The organism is Rhizobacter fulvus, from assembly GCF_964020785.1.
This window is the reverse complement of the sequence record NZ_OZ224516.1, coordinates 5,125,879-5,147,780: the sequence shown is the minus strand read 5'-3', so window position 1 is coordinate 5,147,780 and position 21,902 is coordinate 5,125,879. Positions and strand designations below refer to the sequence as shown.

At 67.9% G+C, this 21,902-nt stretch carries 19 protein-coding genes; 14 read left to right on the top strand and 5 right to left on the bottom strand.

Annotated features, from left to right (window positions below):
* Positions 1-2 precede the first annotated feature (2 nt).
* From meaB to ACWH49_RS24395, 6 genes are all read left to right on the top strand, one after another.
* Positions 3-998, top strand: coding sequence for a methylmalonyl Co-A mutase-associated GTPase MeaB (gene meaB / locus ACWH49_RS24420; protein WP_448173793.1), 996 nt, complete (start codon positions 3-5; stop codon positions 996-998).
* Between the two features lie 8 nt (positions 999-1,006).
* On the top strand, positions 1,007-2,539 hold the full coding sequence (locus ACWH49_RS24415; RefSeq protein WP_448173792.1) for an acyl-CoA carboxylase subunit beta: 1,533 nt from the start codon (positions 1,007-1,009) through the stop codon (positions 2,537-2,539).
* Positions 2,540-2,559: 20 nt separating this feature from the next.
* A complete protein-coding gene (locus ACWH49_RS24410) occupies positions 2,560-4,590 on the top strand; it encodes an acetyl-CoA carboxylase biotin carboxylase subunit (RefSeq protein WP_448173791.1) in 2,031 nt (676 codons plus the stop codon).
* Positions 4,587-5,063: a VOC family protein gene (locus tag ACWH49_RS24405; protein WP_448173790.1), complete on the top strand. Its 477-nt coding sequence runs from the start codon at positions 4,587-4,589 to the stop codon at positions 5,061-5,063. The genes ACWH49_RS24410 and ACWH49_RS24405 overlap by 4 nt, the downstream gene beginning before the upstream one ends.
* Positions 5,060-5,602 carry a peptide deformylase gene (gene def, locus ACWH49_RS24400; RefSeq protein WP_448173789.1) on the top strand — a complete coding sequence of 181 codons (543 nt, stop codon included), beginning with the start codon at positions 5,060-5,062 and terminating at the stop codon, positions 5,600-5,602. The genes ACWH49_RS24405 and def overlap by 4 nt, the downstream gene beginning before the upstream one ends.
* Before the next feature lie 116 nt (positions 5,603-5,718).
* Complete coding sequence (locus ACWH49_RS24395) at positions 5,719-7,995, top strand: DUF6600 domain-containing protein (RefSeq protein ID WP_448173788.1); 2,277 nt, start codon at positions 5,719-5,721, stop codon at positions 7,993-7,995.
* A 15-nt stretch (positions 7,996-8,010) separates the two neighbouring features.
* On the opposite strand, the gene ACWH49_RS24390 is transcribed toward ACWH49_RS24395, so the two are convergent.
* A complete protein-coding gene (locus ACWH49_RS24390) occupies positions 8,011-8,697 on the bottom strand; it encodes an arylesterase (protein ID WP_448173787.1) in 687 nt (228 codons plus the stop codon).
* Between ACWH49_RS24390 and ACWH49_RS24385 the strand changes: the two genes are divergently transcribed.
* A complete protein-coding gene (locus tag ACWH49_RS24385) occupies positions 8,696-9,379 on the top strand; it encodes an ABC transporter ATP-binding protein (RefSeq protein ID WP_448173786.1) in 684 nt (227 codons plus the stop codon). The genes ACWH49_RS24390 and ACWH49_RS24385 overlap by 2 nt on opposite strands.
* Before the next feature lie 64 nt (positions 9,380-9,443).
* On the opposite strand, the gene ACWH49_RS24380 is transcribed toward ACWH49_RS24385, so the two are convergent.
* From ACWH49_RS24380 to ACWH49_RS24365, 4 genes are all read right to left on the bottom strand, one after another.
* Complete coding sequence (locus ACWH49_RS24380; RefSeq protein ID WP_448174393.1) at positions 9,444-10,250, bottom strand: peptidylprolyl isomerase; 807 nt, start codon at positions 10,248-10,250, stop codon at positions 9,444-9,446.
* A 26-nt stretch (positions 10,251-10,276) separates the two neighbouring features.
* Entirely contained in the window at positions 10,277-10,543 is a 267-nt protein-coding gene (locus ACWH49_RS24375) for a BolA family protein (protein ID WP_448173785.1), read from the bottom strand.
* On the bottom strand, positions 10,540-11,202 hold the full coding sequence (locus ACWH49_RS24370; protein WP_056470541.1) for a septation protein A: 663 nt from the start codon (positions 11,200-11,202) through the stop codon (positions 10,540-10,542). The genes ACWH49_RS24375 and ACWH49_RS24370 overlap by 4 nt, the downstream gene beginning before the upstream one ends.
* Positions 11,203-11,268: 66 nt before the next feature.
* A complete protein-coding gene (locus ACWH49_RS24365; protein ID WP_448173784.1) occupies positions 11,269-12,768 on the bottom strand; it encodes a protein adenylyltransferase SelO in 1,500 nt (499 codons plus the stop codon).
* Between the two features lie 195 nt (positions 12,769-12,963).
* Between ACWH49_RS24365 and ACWH49_RS24360 the strand changes: the two genes are divergently transcribed.
* The 7 genes from ACWH49_RS24360 to ACWH49_RS24330 all read left to right on the top strand — a co-directional run bounded on the left by ACWH49_RS24360 (position 12,964) and on the right by ACWH49_RS24330 (position 21,891).
* A complete protein-coding gene (locus ACWH49_RS24360) occupies positions 12,964-14,241 on the top strand; it encodes a branched-chain amino acid ABC transporter substrate-binding protein (protein WP_448173783.1) in 1,278 nt (425 codons plus the stop codon).
* 124 nt (positions 14,242-14,365) lie between these two features.
* On the top strand, positions 14,366-15,400 hold the full coding sequence (locus tag ACWH49_RS24355) for a branched-chain amino acid ABC transporter permease (protein WP_448173782.1): 1,035 nt from the start codon (positions 14,366-14,368) through the stop codon (positions 15,398-15,400).
* A gap of 3 nt (positions 15,401-15,403) precedes the next feature.
* Positions 15,404-16,696, top strand: a complete 1,293-nt coding sequence (locus ACWH49_RS24350; protein ID WP_448173781.1) for a branched-chain amino acid ABC transporter permease — start codon at positions 15,404-15,406, stop codon at positions 16,694-16,696.
* Positions 16,693-17,472, top strand: a complete 780-nt coding sequence (locus ACWH49_RS24345; RefSeq protein WP_448173780.1) for an ABC transporter ATP-binding protein — start codon at positions 16,693-16,695, stop codon at positions 17,470-17,472. Before ACWH49_RS24350 ends, ACWH49_RS24345 begins: the two co-directional genes overlap by 4 nt.
* Position 17,473: 1 nt before the next feature.
* Positions 17,474-18,169 (top strand): ABC transporter ATP-binding protein, encoded by a 696-nt coding sequence (locus ACWH49_RS24340; protein WP_448173779.1) that lies wholly within the window; start codon positions 17,474-17,476, stop codon positions 18,167-18,169.
* 124 nt (positions 18,170-18,293) lie between these two features.
* Positions 18,294-20,387 carry a 3-hydroxyacyl-CoA dehydrogenase NAD-binding domain-containing protein gene (locus ACWH49_RS24335; RefSeq protein ID WP_448173778.1) on the top strand — a complete coding sequence of 698 codons (2,094 nt, stop codon included), beginning with the start codon at positions 18,294-18,296 and terminating at the stop codon, positions 20,385-20,387.
* Between the two features lie 28 nt (positions 20,388-20,415).
* Positions 20,416-21,891, top strand: coding sequence for a M20 family peptidase (locus tag ACWH49_RS24330; protein WP_448173777.1), 1,476 nt, complete (start codon positions 20,416-20,418; stop codon positions 21,889-21,891).
* Positions 21,892-21,902 lie beyond the last annotated feature (11 nt).

Genomic DNA, 21,902 nt, shown 5'->3' with positions numbered 1-21,902 from the left:
TCGTGACACTCGACCGCGTCGATCAGGTGCTGGTGGCCGGCGTGTGCAGCGGCGACCGCCGCGCGCTCGCCAAGTCGATCACGCTGCTCGAATCGACCCGCGCCGACCACCGCGCCCGCGCCGACGAATTGCTGAACACGTTGTTGCCCGAGACAGGAAAAGGGATGCGTCTGGGCATCTCGGGCGTGCCGGGGGTGGGAAAATCGACCTTCATCGAGGCCCTCGGCCTCGCGCTGATCGGCAAGGGGCACCGTGTCGCGGTGCTCGCGATCGACCCGTCGTCGAGCATCTCAGGCGGCTCGATCCTCGGCGACAAGACGCGGATGGAAAAGCTCTCGGCCGACACCGCCGCTTACATCCGCCCGAGCCCGGCCAGCGGCACGCTCGGCGGCGTGGCCGAGAAGACCCGCGAAGCGATGCTGGTCTGCGAGGCCGCCGGCTACGACGTGGTGATCGTCGAAACCGTCGGCGTCGGCCAGAGCGAGACGGCGGTCGCGAGCATGACCGACATGTTCGTGCTGCTTCAGCTGCCGAACGCCGGCGACGACCTGCAGGCGATCAAGAAGGGCGTGATGGAGCTCGCTGACCTGGTGGTGATCAACAAGGCGGATCTCGACCCGGACGCCGCCACGCGCGCGCAGGCCCAGATCAGCAGCTCGCTGCGCATGTTCGGTGCGCACGCCGCGCCGCAGCAGTGGGTCACGCGCGTGATGCAGCTCAGTGCGTTGAAGGGCCAGGGGCTCGACGCATTCTGGGCCGCCGTCGAGGAGTTCCACGCCAAGCGCCGTGCCAGCGGCGAATTCCATGCGCGCCGTCAATCTCAGGCCCTGGCCTGGATGTGGGACATCGTGCATGCGCGCCTGCATGCCGATTTCCGGCACCATGCCGCGGTGCGCCGCGCGCTGCCGGCGACCCTGCGCGAGGTCACCGAGGCGCGCGTCGCACCGTCATCGGCGGCGCGCAGTTTGCTGAACCTGTTTGAACAAGAACCGAGGTAGACGACACCATGCACGACATCATTCAGCAGCTCGAAGCCAAGCGCGCCCGCGCCCGCCTGGGCGGCGGCGAGAAGCGCATCGCCGCCCAGCACGGCAAGGGCAAGTTGACGGCGCGCGAGCGCATCGAGCTGCTGCTCGATGCCGACACGTTCGAAGAATGGGACATGTTCGTCGAGCACCGCAACCACGACTTCGGCATGGCCGACAACCGCCCGCCGGGCGACGGCGTGGTCACCGGTTACGGCATGATCAACGGCCGCCTCGTGTTCGTGTTCAGCCAGGACTTCACGGTGTTCGGCGGCGCGCTCAGCGAGGCCCATGCCGAGAAGATCTGCAAGGTGATGGACCAGGCGATGAAGGTCGGCGCGCCGGTGATCGGCCTGAACGATTCCGGCGGAGCGCGCATCCAGGAAGGCGTGGCCTCGCTCGGCGGCTATGCCGAGGTGTTCCAGCGCAACGTGATGGCCTCGGGCGTCGTACCGCAGATCAGCATGATCATGGGGCCGTGCGCCGGCGGCGCTGTGTACTCGCCGGCCATGACCGACTTCATCTTCATGGTGAAGGACAGCTCGTACATGTTCGTCACCGGCCCCGAGGTCGTGAAGACCGTGACCCACGAGGAAGTGTCGACCGAGGACCTCGGCGGCGCATCGGTCCACACCACCAAGAGCGGCGTGGCCGACCTGGCGTTCGACAACGACGTCGACGCGCTCGCGATGCTGCGCCGCTTCTTCAACTACCTGCCGCTGAACAACCGCGAGAAGGCGCCGGTGCGCCCGAGCAGCGATCCGGCCGATCGCACCGACCTGTCGCTCGACACGCTGGTGCCGGACAACCCGAACAAGCCCTACGACATGAAGGAGCTGATCGTGAAGACCGTCGACGACGGCGACTTCTTCGAGCTGCAGCCCGACTACGCGAAGAACATCGTGATCGGCTTCGGCCGGATGGACGGGCAGGCGGTCGGCATTGTCGCGAACCAGCCGCTGGTCCTGGCCGGCTGCCTGGACATCAAGTCGAGCATCAAGGCCGCGCGCTTCGTGCGCTTCTGCGACGCGTTCAACATCCCGGTGCTGACCTTCGTCGACGTGCCCGGCTTCATGCCCGGCACGGCGCAGGAGTACGGCGGCATCATCAAGCACGGCGCGAAGCTGCTCTACGCGTATGCCGAATGCATGGTGCCGAAGATCACCGTGATCACGCGCAAGGCCTACGGCGGCGCCTACGACGTGATGAGCTCCAAGCACCTGCGCGGCGACGTCAACTTCGCGTGGCCGAATGCCGAGATCGCGGTGATGGGCGCGAAGGGCGCGGTCGAGATCATCTTCCGCGAGGAGAAGGGCGACCCGGCCAAGCTCGCGGCGCGCGAGGCCGAGTACAAGGCCAAGTTCGCGAACCCGTTCGTCGCCGGCGCCCGCGGCTACATCGACGATGTGATCCAGCCGCACGAGACCCGCAAGCGCATCTGCCGCTCGCTGGTGATGCTGCGCGACAAGAAGGTCGACGACCCGTGGCGCAAGCACGGCAACATTCCGCTGTGAGCGCTCAGGAGAACACGAGCATGTTTACGAAGATCCTGATTGCCAACCGCGGCGAAATCGCCTGCCGCGTCATCAAGACCGCGAAGAAGATGGGCATCGCGACCGTCGCGGTGTACTCCGAGGCCGACCGCGACGCGTTGCATGTCGAGCTGGCGGACGAGGCGGTATTCATCGGCCCGGCGCCGAGCCGCGAGTCCTACCTGGTGATGGACAAGATCATCGCCGCCTGCAAGCAGACCGGCGCGCAGGCGGTGCATCCGGGCTACGGCTTCCTCAGCGAGAACGAGGTGTTCGCGCGCAAGGTCGAGGAAGAAGGCATCGTCTTCATCGGCCCCAAGCACGCGTCGATCGCCGCGATGGGCGACAAGATCGCGTCGAAGAAGCTGGCCGGCGAGGCGAAGGTCAACACCATCCCCGGCTACAACGCGGCGATCGACACGTCCGAGCAGGCGGTCGAGATCGCCAAGGGCATCGGCTACCCGGTGATGATCAAGGCCTCGGCCGGCGGCGGTGGCAAGGGCCTGCGCGTGGCGTTCAACGACAGGGAGGCCTTCGAAGGCTTCAGCTCGTGCCGCAACGAGGCACGCAACAGTTTCGGCGACGACCGCGTGTTCATCGAGAAGTTCGTCGAAGAGCCGCGCCACATCGAGATCCAGGTGCTGGGCGACGCGCACGGCCACTGCGTCTACCTGTGGGAGCGCGAGTGCTCGATCCAGCGCCGCCACCAGAAGGTGATCGAGGAGGCGCCATCGCCGTTCATCAGCGAGGCGACGCGCAAGTCGATGGGCGAGCAGGCGGTGCAGCTCGCGAAAGCGGTGAACTACCAGAGCGCCGGCACGGTCGAGTTCGTGGTCGGCAAGGACCAGAGCTTCTACTTCCTCGAGATGAACACGCGGCTGCAGGTGGAGCACCCCGTGACCGAGTGCATCACCGGCCTCGACCTGGTGGAGCAGATGATCCGCGTCGCGGCCGGCGAGCCGCTGGCGTTCACGCAGGAGCAGATCCAGCGCAAGGGCTGGGCGATCGAGTGCCGCATCAACGCGGAAGACCCGTTGCGCAGCTTCCTGCCGAGCACCGGGCGCCTGGTCGCGTTCGAGCCGCCGGCGCAGACGATGACCGCGTCGCTGCCCGTGCCGCCGGACGGCGGCATCCGGGTCGACACCGGCGTCTACGAAGGCGGCGAAATCCCGATGTTCTACGACTCGATGATCTGCAAGCTGATCGCCTGCGGCACCGACCGCAACGACGCGATCGCGAAGATGCGCGACGCGCTCGATGCGTTCGTGATCCAGGGCATCTCGAGCAACATCCCGTTCCAGGCGGCGCTGCTGGCGCACCCGAAGTTCGTCGCCGGCGACTTCAACACCGGCTTCATCGCCGAGAACTACCCGAAGGGTTTCACGCGCGCGTCGGTGAAGCACGAGGATCCGAACTTCCTGCTCGCGCTCGCGGTCGCGACCAACCGGCGCGTGCTCGCGCGCTCGGCGGGCATCAGCGGCCAGCTGCGCGGGCACGAGTTGCAGGTTGGCGACCAATTCGTGGTCGTCCAGACCGATGCCTACGGCACGCGTCATGAGACGCCGGCCAGCGTGTCGATGGCGGGCGACGTGTTCGACGTCGAGATCGCGGGCCGCCGCTACCCGATCCGTTTCACGCGGCCGCTGCGCGACACCGCGATGCACGGCGACCTGGCCGGAAAGCCGTTCTGCGCGCAGGTCGAGCGCCTGATGCTGGCCTACCGTGTGACCCACCACGGCGCGCAGGTCGAGGTGCGGGTGCTGTCGCCGCGCGCGGCCGAGCTGAACGCGCTGATGCCGTTCAAGGCACCGCCCGACCTGTCCAAGTTCCTGCTCTCGCCGATGCCGGGGCTGCTGGTCGACGTGGCCGTCACGGCGGGCCAGGCGGTGCGGGCCGGCGAGAAGCTCGCGGTGATCGAGGCGATGAAGATGGAGAACATCCTGATCGCCGCGCACGACGGCGTCGTCTCCGCGGTGAAGGCCGCGAAGGGCGAGAGCCTGTCGGTCGACCAGGTCATCATGGAGTTCCAATGACGACACGACCCTTCAAGGTGCTGGGCATCCAGCAGATCGCGATCGGCGGTCCCAGCAAGGCGGCGCTGCGCATGCTCTGGGTCGAGAAGTTCGGGCTGGAGGTGACCGGCACCTTCCGCTCCGAGCGCGAGAACGTGGACGAAGACATCTGCGCAATCGGCAGCGGGCCGTTCAAGGTCGAGGTGGACCTGATGGAGCCGATCGATCCCCACGGCAAGCCGGCCGTCCACACCACGCCGCTGAACCACATCGGCCTGTGGATCGACGACTTGCCGACGGCGGTCGAGTGGCTCACCGCGAACGGCGTGCGCTTCGCGCCGGGAGGCATCCGCAAGGGGGCGGCCGGCTTCGACATCTGTTTCGTGCATCCGAAGAGCAATGCCGAGTTCCCGGTCGGCGGCGAAGGCGTCTTGATCGAGCTGGTTCAGGCCCCAGCTGAGGTGATCGACGCTTTCTCGAAGATGACGCCATGACGATCCGCGAGATCCTGAAGATGGGCGACCCGCGCCTTCTGCGCGTCGCGCCGCCGGTGCCGGCCGACGCGATCGGCACGCCGGCGCTGCGGGCGCTGGTCGACGACCTGTTCGAGACCATGCACGCGGTCCAGGGCGCCGGCCTGGCGGCACCGCAGATCGGCGTCGATCTGCAACTGGTGATCTTCGGCTTCGGCCAGAACCAGCGCTATCCCGACGCCCAGCCGGTGCCCGAGACCGTGCTGATCAATCCGGTGATCACTCCGCTCGGCGATGCCGAAGAGGAGGGGTGGGAGGGCTGCCTGTCGGTGCCCGGGCTGCGCGGCGTGGTGCCGCGGTTCGCCCGCATCCGCTACACCGGCCTCGACGCCGAAGGCCGGGCGATCGATCGCGAAGCCGAGGGTTTCCACGCCCGCGTGGTCCAGCACGAATGCGACCACCTGATCGGCAAGCTGTACCCGATGCGGGTGCGGGACTTCTCGCGCTTCGGCTTCACCAGCGTGCTGTTCCCCGGTCTGGATGCGGCGGCCGACGACTGACGCCGGCTGTAAACGGGCGTTTCTCCTACGCCCGCGCGGTCGGCGGGCGCACCGTCCGGCGCGTTGACCGAGGGCAGCATCAGCACACGTGCGCCTGCCGCACTGGAGGTTCAACGATGAGCTCGACCCCATCCCGAAGACTCGCCCTCCTGGCCCGTGGCGCAGCCGCCGGCTGGGCCTTGGCGCTCGGCGCGTTCGCGCTCTCCGCGGCGGCGCAGGAGCCGGACGTCGACCCGCCCGGCCGCGTCGCCCGCGTCTCGGAAGCCGCCGGTCAGGTGTGGATTTACACGCCCGACGCTGGCGAATGGGTCAGCGCCGTGCGCAACCAGCCGCTCACCAGTGGCGACCGCATCGCGACCGACACCGGTGCGCGCGCCGAATTGCAGATCGGCTCGACCAGCCTGCGGCTGGATTCGTCGACCGAGCTCGAGGTCGTGCAGCTCGACGACGCGCAGGCGTCGCTGCAGTTGCTCGAGGGCAGCGCGATCGCGCGGGTGCGAGACGCAGAAGGCGCCGGTGAACTCGAGATCACCACCGACGAAGGCCGCTTCCTGGTCCAGCGCAGCGGCACCTACCGGGTCGACCGCATCAACGGCAAGAGCGATCTGACCGTCTACGCCGGCGAGGCCCGTTATGAAGGCCCGAACAGCGGCCTGGCGGTCGGCGCCGGGCAGCGCGCCGAGTTCTGGATCGACTCCGGCGGCGTCGCGCAGTACACGATGTTCGCGCCGGTCAACGATGCCTTCGCCGGCTGGAGCAGCGAACGCGACCGCCGCTACATCGGCAGCGTGGCCGAGCGCTATGTGTCGCCCGAGATGAGCGGCGCCGCCGAACTGGACGCCTACGGCCGCTGGGAGCAGACGACCGACTATGGTGCCGTCTGGTACCCGACCGCCGTGGCGGTCGACTGGGCGCCCTACAGCCACGGCCACTGGACCTGGGTGCGGCCGTGGGGCTGGACCTGGGTCGACGACGCGCCGTGGGGCTTCGCGCCGTTCCACTACGGCCGCTGGGTCTACCTGCGCAACCGCTGGTGCTGGACGCCGGGCCAGCGCGTCCACCGCCCGGTGTACGCGCCGGCGCTGGTCGCGTGGGTCGGCGGTTCGCGGGGCAACGTGTCGGTCACGATCGGTGGCGGGCCGGCGGTCGGCTGGTTCCCGCTCGCGCCGCGCGAGGTCTACGTGCCGGGCTACCGGGTCAGCCCGCGCTATGCGCGCAACGTCAACATCACGAACGTGACCAACGTCGCCCTGATCAACAGCGCGTTCGCGAACCCGCAGGCGCCGCGCGAGTACGAGAACCGTCGCCATCCGCGCGCGGTGACGGTCGTGCCCACCGGCGTGATGACGGAGCGCCGCCCGGTGGCGCCGGCCGCCGCGCAGTTCCGGCAGGCGCCGGCGGTGCGGGAACTGATCTCGCAGCCCGCACGGGCGGTCGCCCAGGTCACCGCGCCGGTCGCGGCGCCCTCGTTGCCCGCGCGTGGCAGCCCGACGCGCGATGTGCGCCCGCCGCCCGGGTTCGCGGGCCGGCCTGACGGCACCGCCCGCCCCGGGCTCGAACGCCGCGATCGCGACGACCGCGACCGTCGCGCCGTGCCGCGAGACAGCGAGCGCCCGGCCCGACCGGATGTCGCCGCGCCAGCGCGTCCGGCCGTGACGGCGCAGCCCGGCGCCGTGCAGGCGCCACAGGCCACGCCGACACCGTCGGCAATACAGCCCCCGGCCGCGACAGCGGCACCGCCGCGGCCGATCCCGAGCCCGCCCGGGCGCCCCGGCTTCGGCGACGACGAGCGTCGGCGCCCGGATCGAGGCGACCCGTCGATGCGCGGCCGCGGCGAGCGCGCGGCGGGCGCAACGCCGCCCGTCCCCAACCCGACGCAGCCGGTCACGCCGCAGGTCACCGCACCCGCAGCCGTGACGCCGCCCACACCGACCGTCCAGCCGCCGCGGCCCGCTGCATCGCCGCAGCCCGTGCAGGAGGCGCCCATGATGCGTCCGCTGCCGGTGCAGCGCGGCGAAGAGCGGCGCCGCGAAGACCGCGGTGCCGACGAGCGCCGCGCCCCGCCGCCGCGGCCGGTCGAGATTCAGCGGCCGCCGCAGGCGCAGCAACCGCAGCAGGCGGCGCCCCCGCCCGTACAGCGCCCGGTCGAGATCCAGCGCCCGACTCCGCCGGTGCAAGCGCCGGCGGTCCAGCGGCCGGTCGAGGTTCAGCGCGCACCGCAGCCGGTGCAAGCGCCACCGGTCCAGCGGCCGGTGGACGTGCCGCGCCCGGCCGTCGCGCCGCCGCCAGTGCAGCGGATCGATCCGCCGCGCGCGCCCGAAGCCCGTGGCCCGCGGGCAGACAACCCGCGCGCCGACGACAACCGGCGCGGCGAGCCGCGCGACCAGCGCTGAGGCGGACGCGACCGGTCAGCGCTTCGGCAGCAGCGGCCGCAGCACCGGCCAGACGTTGTCGAGGATCGTCGGGTGCGCCTGCGCGGTCGGATGGATGCGGTCGCGCTGGAACAGCGATTCGGCCTGCGGCACATCGGCCACGCCCTTGAGCAGGAAGGGCACGAGCGCCGCGCCTTCGGCCCTGGCGATCGTCGCGAACAGCCCGGCGAACTCCTCGCCGTACTGCTTGCCGTAGTTCGGCGGCAGCTGCATGCCGGCGATCACCACCTTGGCACCGGCGGCCTTCGCGGCCTTGGTCATCGTGTCGAGGTTGTCGCGGGTCATCGCCAGCGGCAGGCCGCGCAACGCGTCGTTGCCGCCGAGCTCGAGCACGACGATCGCCGGGCGATGCTGCTTCAACAGCGCCGGCAAGCGGGTGCGGCCGCCCGAAGTGGTGTCGCCGCTGATGCTGGCGTTGACGACCGTCGCCGCGATGCCCTGCTGAGCGAGGCGCGCCTCGAGCAGCGCGACCCAGCCGCTGCCGCGCACCAGGCCGTACTCGGCCGACAGGCTGTCGCCGACCACGAGCACGACCGGTCGGTCCGGCCCCTGAGCGGACGCGGTCGTGCCCAACGGCAGCACGAGCGCCGCAGCCAACGCGGTACAGTGCGCCAGCCATCGGCGCCGAGACGCTCGAACACCAGGAAACCCACCGTCATTCATGTCTGAACCCATCATTGCCGTCGAGCGTGTCACCAAGCAGGTCAAGGACTCCACCGGGACGCTGACCATTCTCCACGAGATCGATTTTTCGCTGGCGGCGCGCCAGTCGGCGGCGTTCGTCGGCGCGTCGGGCTCGGGCAAGAGCACGCTGCTGTCGATCATCGCGGGGCTGGACACGCCGACCACCGGCACCGTGAAGCTCGGCGGCGTCGACCTGTTCGCGATCGACGAGGACGCGCGCGCCGCGGTGCGTGCCGAGAAGGTGGGGTTCGTGTTCCAGAGTTTCCAGCTGCTCGGAAACCTCAATGCGCTGGAGAACGTGATGCTGCCGCTCGAACTGCAGCGCCGCAGCGATGCGCGCGCGCTGGCCACCGAGATGCTGCGCCGCGTCGGCCTCGGCGAGCGGCTGCGCCATTACCCGAAGGTGCTCTCCGGGGGCGAGCAGCAGCGCGTCGCGCTGGCGCGCGCGTTCGTCATGCGGCCGGCGGTTTTGCTCGCCGACGAACCGACCGGCAGTCTCGACTTCGCGACCGGCGAGACCGTGATGGCGCTGATGTTCGACCTGAACCGCGAAGCCGGCACCACGCTGGTGCTCGTCACCCACGACCGCTCGATCGCCGCGCGCTGCGACCGGCAGCTGCACATCGAGGCGGGAAGGGTCGCCACCGAAATCGAGGCGTAGCCGAAGGCCAGCCCAGAAACCGAACAAGGGCGCCGAGGCGCCCTTGTCACGGCAGCGAAGCGTACTAGTTGCTGAACTTGTAGTCCGTCTTCGCCTTGGTCTTCAGCTCGTCGACGAACGCCCCGAGCTTCTGCTGCTCCATGCGCTGCTTCAGCTGGCCCTTGACGTCGTCGTACGGCGGGAACTGCGCCTCGCGCGTGTCGTCGAGCTTGATGATGTGGTAACCGAACTGCGTCTTGACCGGCTCCTGCGTCATCTCGCCCTTCTTGAGCTTGACCATCGCCTGCGAGAACTCGGGCACGTAGGAGCCCGGCGCCGCGAAATCGAGGTCGCCGCCGTTGGCGCCCGATCCCGGGTCCTTCGAGTTCTTTTTGGCCAGCTCCTCGAAGTTGGCGCCTCCCTTGATCTGGGCGATCAGCGCCTTGGCCTCGTCTTCCTTCTCGACCAGGATGTGGCGGGCGCGGTATTCCGTACCGGCCGACTGGGCCTTGAACTTGTCGTACTCGGCCTTGACGTCGGCGTCCGCGACCGCGCTCTTCTGCGTGAAGTCCTCGGTCAGCATCTTGGTCAACACGGCCTGGCGGGCCTGTTCCATCTGCTGCTTGTAGTCGGCGCTGGCCGCCAGGCCGCGGCGCTCGGCCTCCTGCGTCAGGATCTCGTCCATCACGAGCTTGTCGCGCACCCGCTGGTCGAGGTCGGGCGGGAGCTGCTGGTTCTGTGCGGCGGCCTGCTTCTGCACCTGCTTGATCAGCGCATCGGCGCGCGCCTTCGGCACCGGCTTGCCATTGACGATGGCGATGTTCTGGGCCTGCACGGTCAGCGAGGCCGACAGCAGCAATGCGGCGCACGCAGCGAAATAGGTCTTCTTCATGAGCATCAGGGGAGTTGGGGGGTGACTCAGGATTCACCGGGCGCGCGCGCCTCGATGGCCAAGGCGTGGATGCCGCGCGGGATCAAAAGTTGCAGCGCATCATATATGAGGCGGTGCCGGGCCATACGTGACAAACCGTTGAAGCGCGCGGCGGTCACGCGCACCGTGAAATGGCGGCCCTCGCGCGCGCCGGCATGGCCGGCATGCAGGTGGCTGTCGTCCTCCACGGCCAGTTCGAGCGGGGCCAGCGCTTCGCGAAGCACGGCGTCGATGTCCTGCGCGGCGACACTCATGGCAGGCGCTCCGGTGCAGGCGCCGGCGCCGGCTCGTCGCTGGGTTCCGGCGGCATGTGCTTGCTGATGTAGAGCCCCTGCGCGACCATGAACACCAGCATCAGCCCGGTCACGCCGAAGGCCTTGAAGGTGAACCAGGTCGAGGTGCTGTAGCTGTAGGCCACGTAAAGATTCAACAAGCCGAGCAGCGCGAAGAACGCGATCCACGCGAAGTTCAGGCGCTGCCACACTGCTGCCGGCAGCTGCAGCTGCTCGCCGATCAGCGTCTGCAGCAGGTTCTTGCGGAAGAAGGTCTGGCTGACCCAGAACGCCAGGCCCATCGCCCAGTACAGCGCGCTCGGCTTCCACTTGATGAAGGTGGCGTTGTGGAACCAGATCGTCGCGCCGCCGAGCACGACGACGAGCACGAAGGTCACCCACAGCATCATGTCGACCTTCTTCCCGCGCGACAGCAGCCAGCCGATCTGCACGCCCGTGGCGAGGATCACGACGATGGTCGCGAGCAGCGCCGAGGCCTCCTCGGTGCCGACCACGCCGCCGGACACCATGAAGCCGAAGTGTTCGGTCGCGAAGCGCGCGGCCCAGTCGGCGTTGTGGTCGGCGTACTTGCCGACCCCGAAGAACAGCAGCAGCGGCAGGAAGTCGAGGAAGATCTTCATCGGCAAGCCCGCGCGGGGCGAAACAGCGTCATTGGGGCGCGAAGTCTAGCGCGGCGACGCGAGGCGTCACGACGAGCACGAGACCTCGATCGATTGCGCCCATTCGGGCGGAAAGCCGGCATAGGCGGTGGTGGGGGCGTCGTCCTGCTCGTCGTAGGGGCGCTGCAAGACTTGCAGCAGGCGCTCGGTCGCGCTGAAGTCGCCGCCTTGCGCCGCCTGGATTGCGACCTCGGCGAGGTGGTTGCGCAGCACGAACTTGGGGTTCACGCGGTCCATCCGCACCGTGCGCTCGGCGTCGGTGCCGGGCTCGCGCGCCAGCCGCTGCGCATAGCGCGTCGCCCACCCGTCGAACGCGGCGCGATCGATGAACAGGTCGCGGATCACGGCGTGGTCGGCGCCGGCCGCGGTCGCGAACCGGCCGAGGCGCCGGAAGGTGATCGTGAAGTCGCAGCGGTCGGCGGCCATCAGGCGCAGCAGGTCGTCGACCAGCTCGCGGTCGCCGTCCACGCGCGTCTGCAGCCCGAGCTTGGCGCGCCAGCGTGCGAGCAGCGCATCGGCGAACCCGGTCTTGTAAGGCTCGAGCGCGGCCAGCGCCAGATCGGAATCGCCGATCAGCGGCAGCAGCGCCTGCGCCAGTGCATGCAGGTTCCAGAAGCCGACGTTCGGCTGCCGCGCCCAGGCGTAGCGACCCTGGCTGTCGGAGTGGTTGCAGATGTGGCCGGGATCGAACGCGTCGAGGAAGCCGAACGGCCCGTAGTCGATCGTCAGGCCGAGGATCGACATGTTGTCGGTGTTCATCACGCCGTGGCAGAAGCCCACGGCCTGCCAGTCGGCCATCAGCTCGGCGGTACGCAGCGCGACCTGCTCCAGCAGCGCGGCGTACGGGTTGGCGGCTTCGCGACAGGCCGGGAAGTGGTGCGCGATCACGAAGTCCGCCAGCTGGCGCAGCTCGGCGTGCAGGTCGTGGTGCGCGAAGTGCTCGAAATGGCCGAAGCGGATGAAGCTCGGCGCGACCCGGGTCACCACCGCCGCGGTCTCGATCGTCTCGCGCCGCACCGGCAGCGCCGAGCCGGTGACGCACAGCGCGCGCGTCGTCGGCACGCCGAGTCCGTGCATCGCCTCCGAGCCTAGGAACTCGCGGATCGACGAACGCAGCACCGCGCGGCCGTCGCCCATGCGCGAGTACGGCGTGCGACCGGCACCCTTGAGCTGGATCTCCAGCGGTCCGGCCGGCGTGTCCATCTCGCCGAGCCACAGGGCGCGGCCGTCGCCGAGCTGGCCTGCCCACACGCCGAACTGGTGACCGCTGTAGACGGTCGCGAGCGGCGTCATCCCGGGCCAGCGGCCCTGGCCACTGAGCACGTGCAATGCATCGAGGTCGGCGCGCCTCGTCCAGTCCGATGGCAGGCCCAGCAGCGCAGCGCAGGACGCGCTGGTCGCGACCCAATGCGGGTCGGGCAGCGGTTCGGCGGGCAACGCGGTGAAGAACGCGTCACCGAGGCCGCGGAAACGGTTCGGCCACGTGGCGGCAGCGCGCGGAGCGGCCGCGGTTTCATCCATGATCATCGGTCGCAGTTTAGCCAGCGGTGCGAGGCCGAAGCGCCGAAGGGAGAATGCCCGGTTCACCACCCGTTCACCATGCCGGTGCGTCGGAAATTCGCTGCTGTCCCCGCGGTGACAGGGCTTTGGGGTAGTCCCTGTAACCCCACGCAACGCACTTCCGTTACCTTTGCGGGCGTTTCACATACCCGGAGCTCCATCATGAAGTCTGCTCGTCGCTCGTTGTCCCGCAACGTGTTCTCACTGACCGTCGGAGCCGCTCTCGCCGTCTCGGCCGGCGTCGCCATGGCCCAGGCCAAGCCCCTGGCGGGCCAGACCGTCAAGCTGATGTGGATCGATCCGCTGACGGGCCTGATGGGCCCGGTCGGCACCAACCAGGTCAAGACCCAGCAGTACCTGGCCGAACGCTTCAGCGCCAGCAACCCGGCCGGCGTCAAGTTCGAGATCGTGCCGGTCGACAACAAGCTGAGCCCGACCGAAAGCCTGAACGCGCTGAAGTCGGCGATCGACCAGGGCATCCGCTACGTGATCCAGGGCAATGGCTCCTCGGTCGCCGTGCCGCTGATCGATGCGATCAACAAGCACAACGAACGCAATCCCGGCAAGGAAATCGTCTTCCTGAACGAGGCCGCGGTCGACCCTGACCTGACCAACAGCAAGTGCAGCTTCTGGCACTTCCGCTTCGACGCCGACACGACGATGAAGATGGAAGCGATCACGAGCTACATGAAGGACCAGAAGGACATCAAGAAGGTCTTCATCCTGGGCCAGAACTATTCGCACGGCCAGCAGGTCTCCAAGTACGCGAAGGAATACCTGAAGCGCAAGCGTCCGGACATCGAGATCGTCGGCGACGACCTGCACCCGCTCGCGCAGGTTCGCGACTTCGCCCCGTACATCGCCAAGATCAAGGCCTCGGGCGCGGACACGGTGATCACCGGCAACTGGGGCTCCGACCTGGCGCTGCTCGTCAAGGCGGCCAACGAAGGCGGCTACACCGGCAAGTTCTTCACGTACTACACCGGCGTGACCGGCACGCCGTCGGCCCTGGGCCAGACCGGCGCCGGCAAGGTCTACCAGATCGCCTATGCCCACTACAACATGGGCGGCGAGATGAACACGATCATGAAGGGCTTCAAGGACAAGTTCAACGACGACCTCTACACCGGCTCGGTGATCCGCCAGTTCGAGTACCTCGGCGCGGCGATGGCCAAGGCCAAGTCGACCGACCCGGTGAAGGTGGCCTTCGCGATGGAGGGCATGAAGATCAAGAGTGCCTTCGGCGGCGAGACCGAGATGCGCAAGACCGACCACCAGCTGCAGCAGACGCTCTACATGACCGTTTGGCAGAAGGCGGACGCCAAGAACCCGTACTCGCCCGAGAACACCGGCATGACGCTGGCGCCGGTCGCGACGTTCGAGCCTTACGTGTCGAGCACGCCGACGAGCTGCCAGATGCAGCGCCCGGCGGGCGGCTGACCTTCCTCACGGTCCGCAGGGCCCGCCGGGGATGACCCGTCGGGCCCTGTTCGTCACTGTCGTGCGTCCTCGACCGCTGTTGACCTGATCCCTTTCATACTGCACCCGCGGGAAGCGCCACACGATGGAGTTCTTCACGATTTCGATGCTCAACGGCCTGAGCTACGGGCTGTTGCTGTTCATGCTGAGTTCGGGCCTGACCCTGATCTTCAGCATGATGGGCGTGCTGAACTTCGCGCACGCCAGCTTCTACATGGTGGGCGCGTACGTCGCCTACACGATCACCCGGATCGTCGGCTTCTGGCCGGGGCTGTTCCTGGCGCCGCTGGTGGTCGCCGCGTTGGGCGCCGCCTTCGAGAAGTACTGCCTGCGCCGCGTCCACAAGTTCGGCCACGTGCCCGAGCTGCTGATCACCTTCGGCCTGTCGTACGTGATCCTCGAACTGGTGCAGTTGATCTGGGGCCGCACCGCGGTTGAGTTCCCCCCGCCCGAGGTGCTGCGCGGCCCGATGTTCACGCTGATCAATTCGTCGGTCGACGGCATGCACCTGGTCTGGGGCGCTGCGCCCGCGGCCATGTGCACGGCGGCCGACGCGGCCGTGCGCATCGTCTGCTCGCCGTTCCCGGCCACCCGTGGCTTCATGATGATGATCGCGCTGATCATGCTGGTCGCGCTGTGGTTGATGCTCACGCGCACCCGCGTCGGCCTGGTGATCCAGAGCGCGCTCACCCACCCGGAGATGGTCGAGTCGCTGGGCCACAACGTGCCGCGCGTCTTCATGATGGTGTTCGGTGCCGGTGCCGGCCTGGCCGGCCTGGCCGGCGTGATCGGCGGCAGCACCTTCGTGACCGAGCCGTCGATGGCGGCGACGGTCGGCTCGGTGATCTTCGTCGTCGTGGTCGTCGGCGGCATGGGCTCGCTGGCCGGTGCGTTCGTCGCCTCGCTGTTGATCGGCGTGCTGCAGACCTTCGCGGTGGCGCTCGACTACTCGATCTTCAGCGCGCTGAAGAACATCGGCGTGACCCTCTCGCCGGCCGCGGCCGACCACTCCCTGTTGAAACTCACGGTGTCCCAGGTGGCACCGATCCTGCCGTACCTTCTGCTGGTGCTGATCCTGATCTTCAGGCCCAAGGGCTTGATGGGCACGAGAGAGGGCTGACCCATGACTGCATCCGCCATCAAATACGGGGCCATGGGCCCGCGCGACCTGATCATCTGGGGGCTCGCGATCGTCGTGATGCTCGTGGCGCCGCTGATCTTCAGCAGCAGTCTCGCGATCACGATGCTCTCGCAGATGGGCATCGCGATCGTCGCCTGCCTGTCCTTCAACATGCTGCTGGGGCAGGGCGGGATGCTGAGCTTCGGTCACGCCGTCTACTCGGGCCTGGGCTCGTTCGTCGCGATCCACGCGCTGAAGGCGATCGGCGACGGCTCGTTCCCGATCCCGGTCAGCCTGCTGCCGCTGGTCGGCGGCCTTGCGGGGCTGTTCTTCGCGGTGCTGTTCGGCTTCGTGACGACCAAGAAGTCGGGCACGACCTTCGCGATGATCACGCTGGGCATCAGTGAACTGGTGTTCGCGGCTTCGCTGATGATGGCCGAGTTCTTCGGCGGCGAGGCCGGCGTCAGTGCCAACCGGGTCATCGGCAAACCGGTGATGGGCATCACCTACGGGCCGCAAATCCAGGTGTACTACCTGCTCGCGATCTACACCATCGTCTGCACTGCCGGCATGTACGCGTTCACGCGGACGCCGCTCGGGCGCATGCTGAACGCCGTGCGCGACAACCCGGAGCGGGTCGAGTTCATCGGCTACAACACGCAGCGGGTGCGCTACATCTCCTTCATCATCGCCGGCTTCTTCGCCGGTGTGGCGGGCGGCATGTACGCGCTGAACTTTGAGATCGCCACCGCCGAGGTCGTTGGCGCGGCGCGCTCGGGTGCCTACCTGCTGTTCACGTTCCTCGGTGGCGCCACCTTCTTCTTCGGGCCGATCATCGGCGCGGCGCTGATGGTGCTGGCACTGGTGCTGCTCTCCGAAATCACGAAGGCCTGGCTGCTCTACCTCGGGCTGGTCTTCCTGCTGATGGTGATGTTCGCGCCAGGCGGCATCGCCAGCCTGATCATGATGAACCTGCGGGTCTGGAAGTTCGGCAAGCTCGGCCGCCTGCTTGGCTGGTACGCCTTGCTCGCCGTCACCGGGGCGGTGATGTTCTTCGGCATCGCCGCGATGATCGAGATGACCTATCACATCCAACTGAACGAGGCACTCGGTCCGATGATGCGATTCCTCGGAATCGAGCTGAACGTGAAGTCCGCGGCGAGCTGGATCGGGGCCGTGGTCGTGGCGCTGATCGGCATCGGCCTGTTCGAGTTCACCCGTCGCCGCTTCGCGCTCCACTGGGGCGAGGTGCAGGGTGAGATCGAAGCGGCGATCCGCGCACGGGAGGCGGCATGAGCCAGTACGCGATCGAACTCAAGGACCTGCGCAAGTCCTTCGGCAAGACCGAGATCATCCGCGGCGCCAACCTGGCCGTCGTGCCGGGCGAGCGGGTCGCGATCATCGGGCCGAACGGCGCCGGCAAGTCGACGCTGTTCAACCTGATCAGCGGGCGCTTCGGTCCCACCAGCGGCGAGATCGTGCTGAACGGCCAGCGCATCGACGGCATGGCGCCGTACGAGGTCAGCCGGCTCGGGCTGGCGCGCAGCTTCCAGGTCAGCAACCTGTTCAACAAGCTCTCGGTGTTCGAGAACCTTCGCTGCGGCGTGCTCTGGTCGATGGGCTACAAGTACGCGTTCTGGAAGTTCCTTGCCGGCCTGGACGATGCGAACGGGCGCGCCGAGAAGCTGCTGCGCGACCTGCACCTCGACAAGAAGCGCGACACGCTCGCGATGAACCTGACCTACGCCGAGCAGCGGGCGCTCGAGATCGGCATCACGATCGCCGGCGGCGCCAACGTGATCCTGCTCGACGAGCCGACCGCCGGCATGAGCAAAAGCGAGACCGCGCGCTTCATCGAGCTGATCCGCGAGGTCACGGTCGGCAAGACGCTGCTGACCGTGGAACACGACATGGGCGTGGTGTTCGGCCTGGCCGACAAGATCGCCGTGCTGGTCTACGGCGAGGTGATCGCGTTCGACGTGCCCGAGGCGGTGCGCGCGAACGCCAAGGTGCAGGAGGCGTACCTCGGCTCCGTGCTCGCCGATGCCCAGGCCGCCGAGGCGGGACACTGACATGCTGCAACTGAATCAACTGCACGCCTATTACGGCAAGAGCCACATCCTGCACGGCGTCGACATGAAGGTCGGTGAGGGCGAGATCGTTGCGCTGCTGGGCCGCAACGGCTCGGGCCGCTCGACCACGGTCAAGACGATCATGGGGCTGGTCTCCGGCGAGGGCTCGGTCAAGTTCCGGAACCAGGAAATCCTCGGCCAGCACACCTTCGACATCGCGCACCGCGGCATCGGCTACGTGCCCGAGAACCGCGACATCTTCCCGAAGCTGACGGTCGAGCAGAACCTGATGCTCGGCGAGAAGCGCGGCAAGAAGAAGCCCCGCTGGTCCTTCGACGACATGTACCGGATGTTCCCGCGCCTGAAGGAGCGCCAGCACACCGAGGCCGGCGTGCTCTCCGGCGGCGAGCAGCAGATGCTGACGCTGTGCCGCACGCTGATGGGCGATCCGGACCTGATCATGATCGACGAGCCGACCGAAGGCCTCGCGCCGAAGATCGTCGAACTGGTCGCCGAGTACCTCAAGACCCTGAAGGAACGGGGGGTGTCGGTGCTGCTGGTCGAACAAAAGCTCACCATCGCGCTGAGCATTTCCGAGCGCTGCTACGTGATGGGTCACGGGAGCATCGTCTTCGAAGGCACCCCGGCGGCCTTGCGTGCCGACGCCTATATTCGCAAGGAGTGGCTGGAGGTCTGACGCACCGGGCGAACGACTTTTACATGCCGGAGGCGCTGTCACAGCAGAGACAGCGCCTTCTTTTCTTGCCGACCTAGAATCGAACGATCGTTCTTTTTCTGTTGAACACCCTGGGGACACGAGCATGAGCGCCAACTACGAACTTCGCGGCAATGTCGCGGTCATCACGATGGACAACCCGCCCGTCAACGGCCTCGGCCACGCGACGCGGCTCGGGATCGTCAACGGGCTGGAGCGCGCCCAGGCCGACGACGCCGTCAAGGCGATCGTGATCACCGGCGCCGGCAAGGCGTTCTCCGGCGGGGCGGACATCAAGGAGTTCGGCTCGCCCAAGGCGCTGGCCGAGCCGAACCTGCTGAGCGTGATCCTCGCGCTCGAAGCGAGCAGCAAGCCGATCGTCGCCGCGATCCATTCCGTGTGCATGGGCGGCGGGCTGGAACTGGCGCTCGGCTGCCACTACCGCGTCGCGGCCAAGGGCACGCAGGTCGCGCTGCCCGAAGTCAAGATCGGCCTGATCCCGGGCGCCGGCGGCACGCAGCGCCTGCCGCGCGTGATCGGCGTCGAGAACGCGATGAACATGATCGTCAGCGGCGAGCCGGTCAAGAGCGAGATGCTCGCGATGGCGCCGGGCCAGAAGCTGTTCGACAAGCTCGCCGAAGGCGACCTGATGACCGAGGCGCTGGCGTTCGCCGCCGAGGTCGCGGACAAGCGTCCGCTGCCGCTGGTGCGCAACCTGAAGGTCACGCACCCGAGCGCCGACGCCTACGTGCAGTTCGTCAAGAACATGGTCGGCGGCATGAGCAAGAACTTCCCGGCGCCGCTGAAGTGCGTCGAGGCCGTCGCCGGCTCGCTGAAGCTGCCGTTCGACGCCGGCATGAAGCTCGAGCGCGAACTGTTCACCGCGCTGATGTTCACGCCCGAGAGCAAGGCGCTGCGCCACGCGTTCATGGCCGAGCGCGCCACCACCAAGATTCCCGATGTGCCGGCCGACACGCCGGTGCGCGAGATCAAGAAGGTTGCCGTGATCGGCGCTGGCACGATGGGCGGTGGCATCGCGATGAATTTCCTGAACGCCGGCATCCCGGTCGTGATGCTGGAGATGAAGCAGGAGGCGCTCGACAAGGGCGTCGGCATCATCAAGAAGAATTACGACGCGCAGGTCAAGAAGGGCAAGCTCAAGCAGGACAAGCTCGACGCCCGCATGGCGATGCTCGGCACCACGCTGAACTACGCCGACCTGAAGGACGCCGACCTCGTGATCGAGGCGGTGTTCGAGGACCTGGGCGTCAAGGAGACGGTGTTCAAGACCCTCGACGAGGTGATGAAGCCCGGCGCGATCCTGGCCTCGAACACCTCGACGCTCGACGTCAACAAGATCGCCGCCTTCACGAAGCGCCCGCAGGACGTGATCGGCATGCACTTCTTCAGCCCGGCCAACGTGATGAAGCTGCTGGAAGTCATCCGCGGCGAGAAGACCGCGAAGGACGTGCTGGCCACCGTGATGCAGATCGGCAAGAAGATCCGCAAGACCACGGTCGTCTCGGGCGTGTGCGACGGCTTCATCGGCAACCGCATGATCGAGCAGTACTCGCGCCAGGCCGGCTTCCTGCTGGAAGAGGGCGCCACGCCGGCGCAGGTCGACAAGGCGATGGAGAAGTTCGGCATGGCGATGGGCCCGTTCCGCATGGGCGACCTGGCCGGCAATGACGTGGGCTGGTACATCCGCAAGCGTCGCTACCTCGAGAAGCCGAACCTGCGCTACTCCAAGACCGCCGACCTGCTGTGCGAGATGGGCCGCTTCGGCCAGAAGACCGGCGCCGGCTGGTACGACTACGTGCCCGGCAAGCGCGACGCGATCCCGAGCCAGGTCGTCGTCGAGATGATCGAGAAGCACCGCAAGGAGTTGGGCATCACGCCGCGCAAGATCAGCGACGACGAGATCGTGCACCGCCTCGTCTACGCGCTCGTGAACGAAGGCGCGAAGATCGTCGAGGAGGGCATTGCGATGCGCGCGTCCGACATCGACATGGTCTACCTCACCGGCTATGGCTTCCCTCTGCACCGCGGCGGCCCGATGAACTACGCCGACCAGGTCGGCCTGTTCAACGTCGTCGGCGCGATGAAGCGCTTCGCCGTCAACCCGCACGACGACGCCGAGTTCTGGAAGCCGGCACCACTGCTCGCGAAGCTGGCCGCCGAAGGCCGCTCGTTCAGCTGATCTCGCGCTGACCGTCCGACCGACTGACATGCGCAAGCTGTTCGCGCTGCTGGGCATCGTCGTTCTCGCGCTAGCCGTTGCGGTCGGCGCGAAAACGCTGCTGATGCCGTCGCGCCAGCTCGCGGTCGCGCCGGCCACGCCGGTGAAGGTCGACGTGGCGGCGGTCGCCGAGCGGCTCGGCGCGGCGGTGCGCCTGAAGACGATCGCCGCGCGCGACGATGTCGACGCGAAGGCGGCCGAGTTCACCGCGCTGCATGCGCTGCTGCAGGCCAGCTTCCCGAAGGCGCACGCGGTGCTGCAGCGCGAAGTCGTCGGCCAGTACGGCCTCGTCTACACCTGGCCGGGCACCGATCCGAAAGCCGCCGCGATCGGCCTGATGGCGCACCAGGACGTCGTGCCGGTCGCGCCTGGCACCGAGGGAGACTGGCAGCAGCCGCCGTTCTCCGGTGCGGTGAAGGACGGCTTCGTCTGGGGCCGCGGCTCGTGGGACGACAAGGGCAACCTGATGTCGATGATGGAGGCGGTCGAATTGCTCGCCGCTGCGGGCTTCAAGCCGCGCCAGACCGTCTACCTGATCTTCGGCCACGACGAGGAGCAGGGCGGCCAGCGCGGCGCGCTGCAGATCGCCAAGCTGTTCAAGCAGCGTGGCATCCACCTGCAGTTCATCGTCGACGAGGGCCTGTTGATCACCGAGGGCGTGCTCGCCGGCCTGAGCCGGCCGGCCGCGCTGGTCGGCGTTGCCGAGAAGGGTTACCTGTCGGTGAACCTGACCGCCAGCGCCACGCCGGGTCATTCGTCGATGCCGCCGCCCGAGGCCGGCCAGTCGGCCATCGGCATGATGAGCGTCGCGCTCGCGAAGCTCGAAGACCAGCAGATGCCGCTCGCGGTGCGCGGTCTCTCGCGCGAGATGTTCGAGACGATCGCGCCCGAGATGAACGGCATGAATCGCGTGTTCCTGTCCAACCTGTGGCTGTTCAGACCGGTGATCGAGCAGCAGTTGAAGAAGGGCGCCTCGACCTCCGCGATGATGCGCACCACCACTGCGTTGACCATCGCCAGCGCCGGCAACGCCGACAACGTGCTGCCCGGCCGCGCCCACGCCACGGTCAACTTCCGCCTCGCGCCGGGCGACAGCAGCGACGCGATCGTCGAGCACGTCAACACGGTCGTGAAGAACCCGGCGATCAAGGTCGAGAAGGCGGAAGGGTTCTCGGAAGCGTCGAAGGTCGCCGCGACCGACGCCCCCGGCTTCCAGCTGATCAGCAGGACGCTGCGCCAACTGCACCCGGACGTGGTCGTGGCGCCCGGGCTGATGCTGGGCGCGACCGACTCGCGCCACTTCGACGGCATCGCCGACAACATCTACAAGTTTTCGCCGGTTCGCGCCAAGCCCGAAGACCTGAAGCGCTTCCACGGCACCAACGAGCGCATCTCGACCGCCAACTATGTCGATTTGATCCAGTTCTGGCACCAACTGATCGGCAATTCGGCGCCCGCGCCCTGAACAGGAGACAC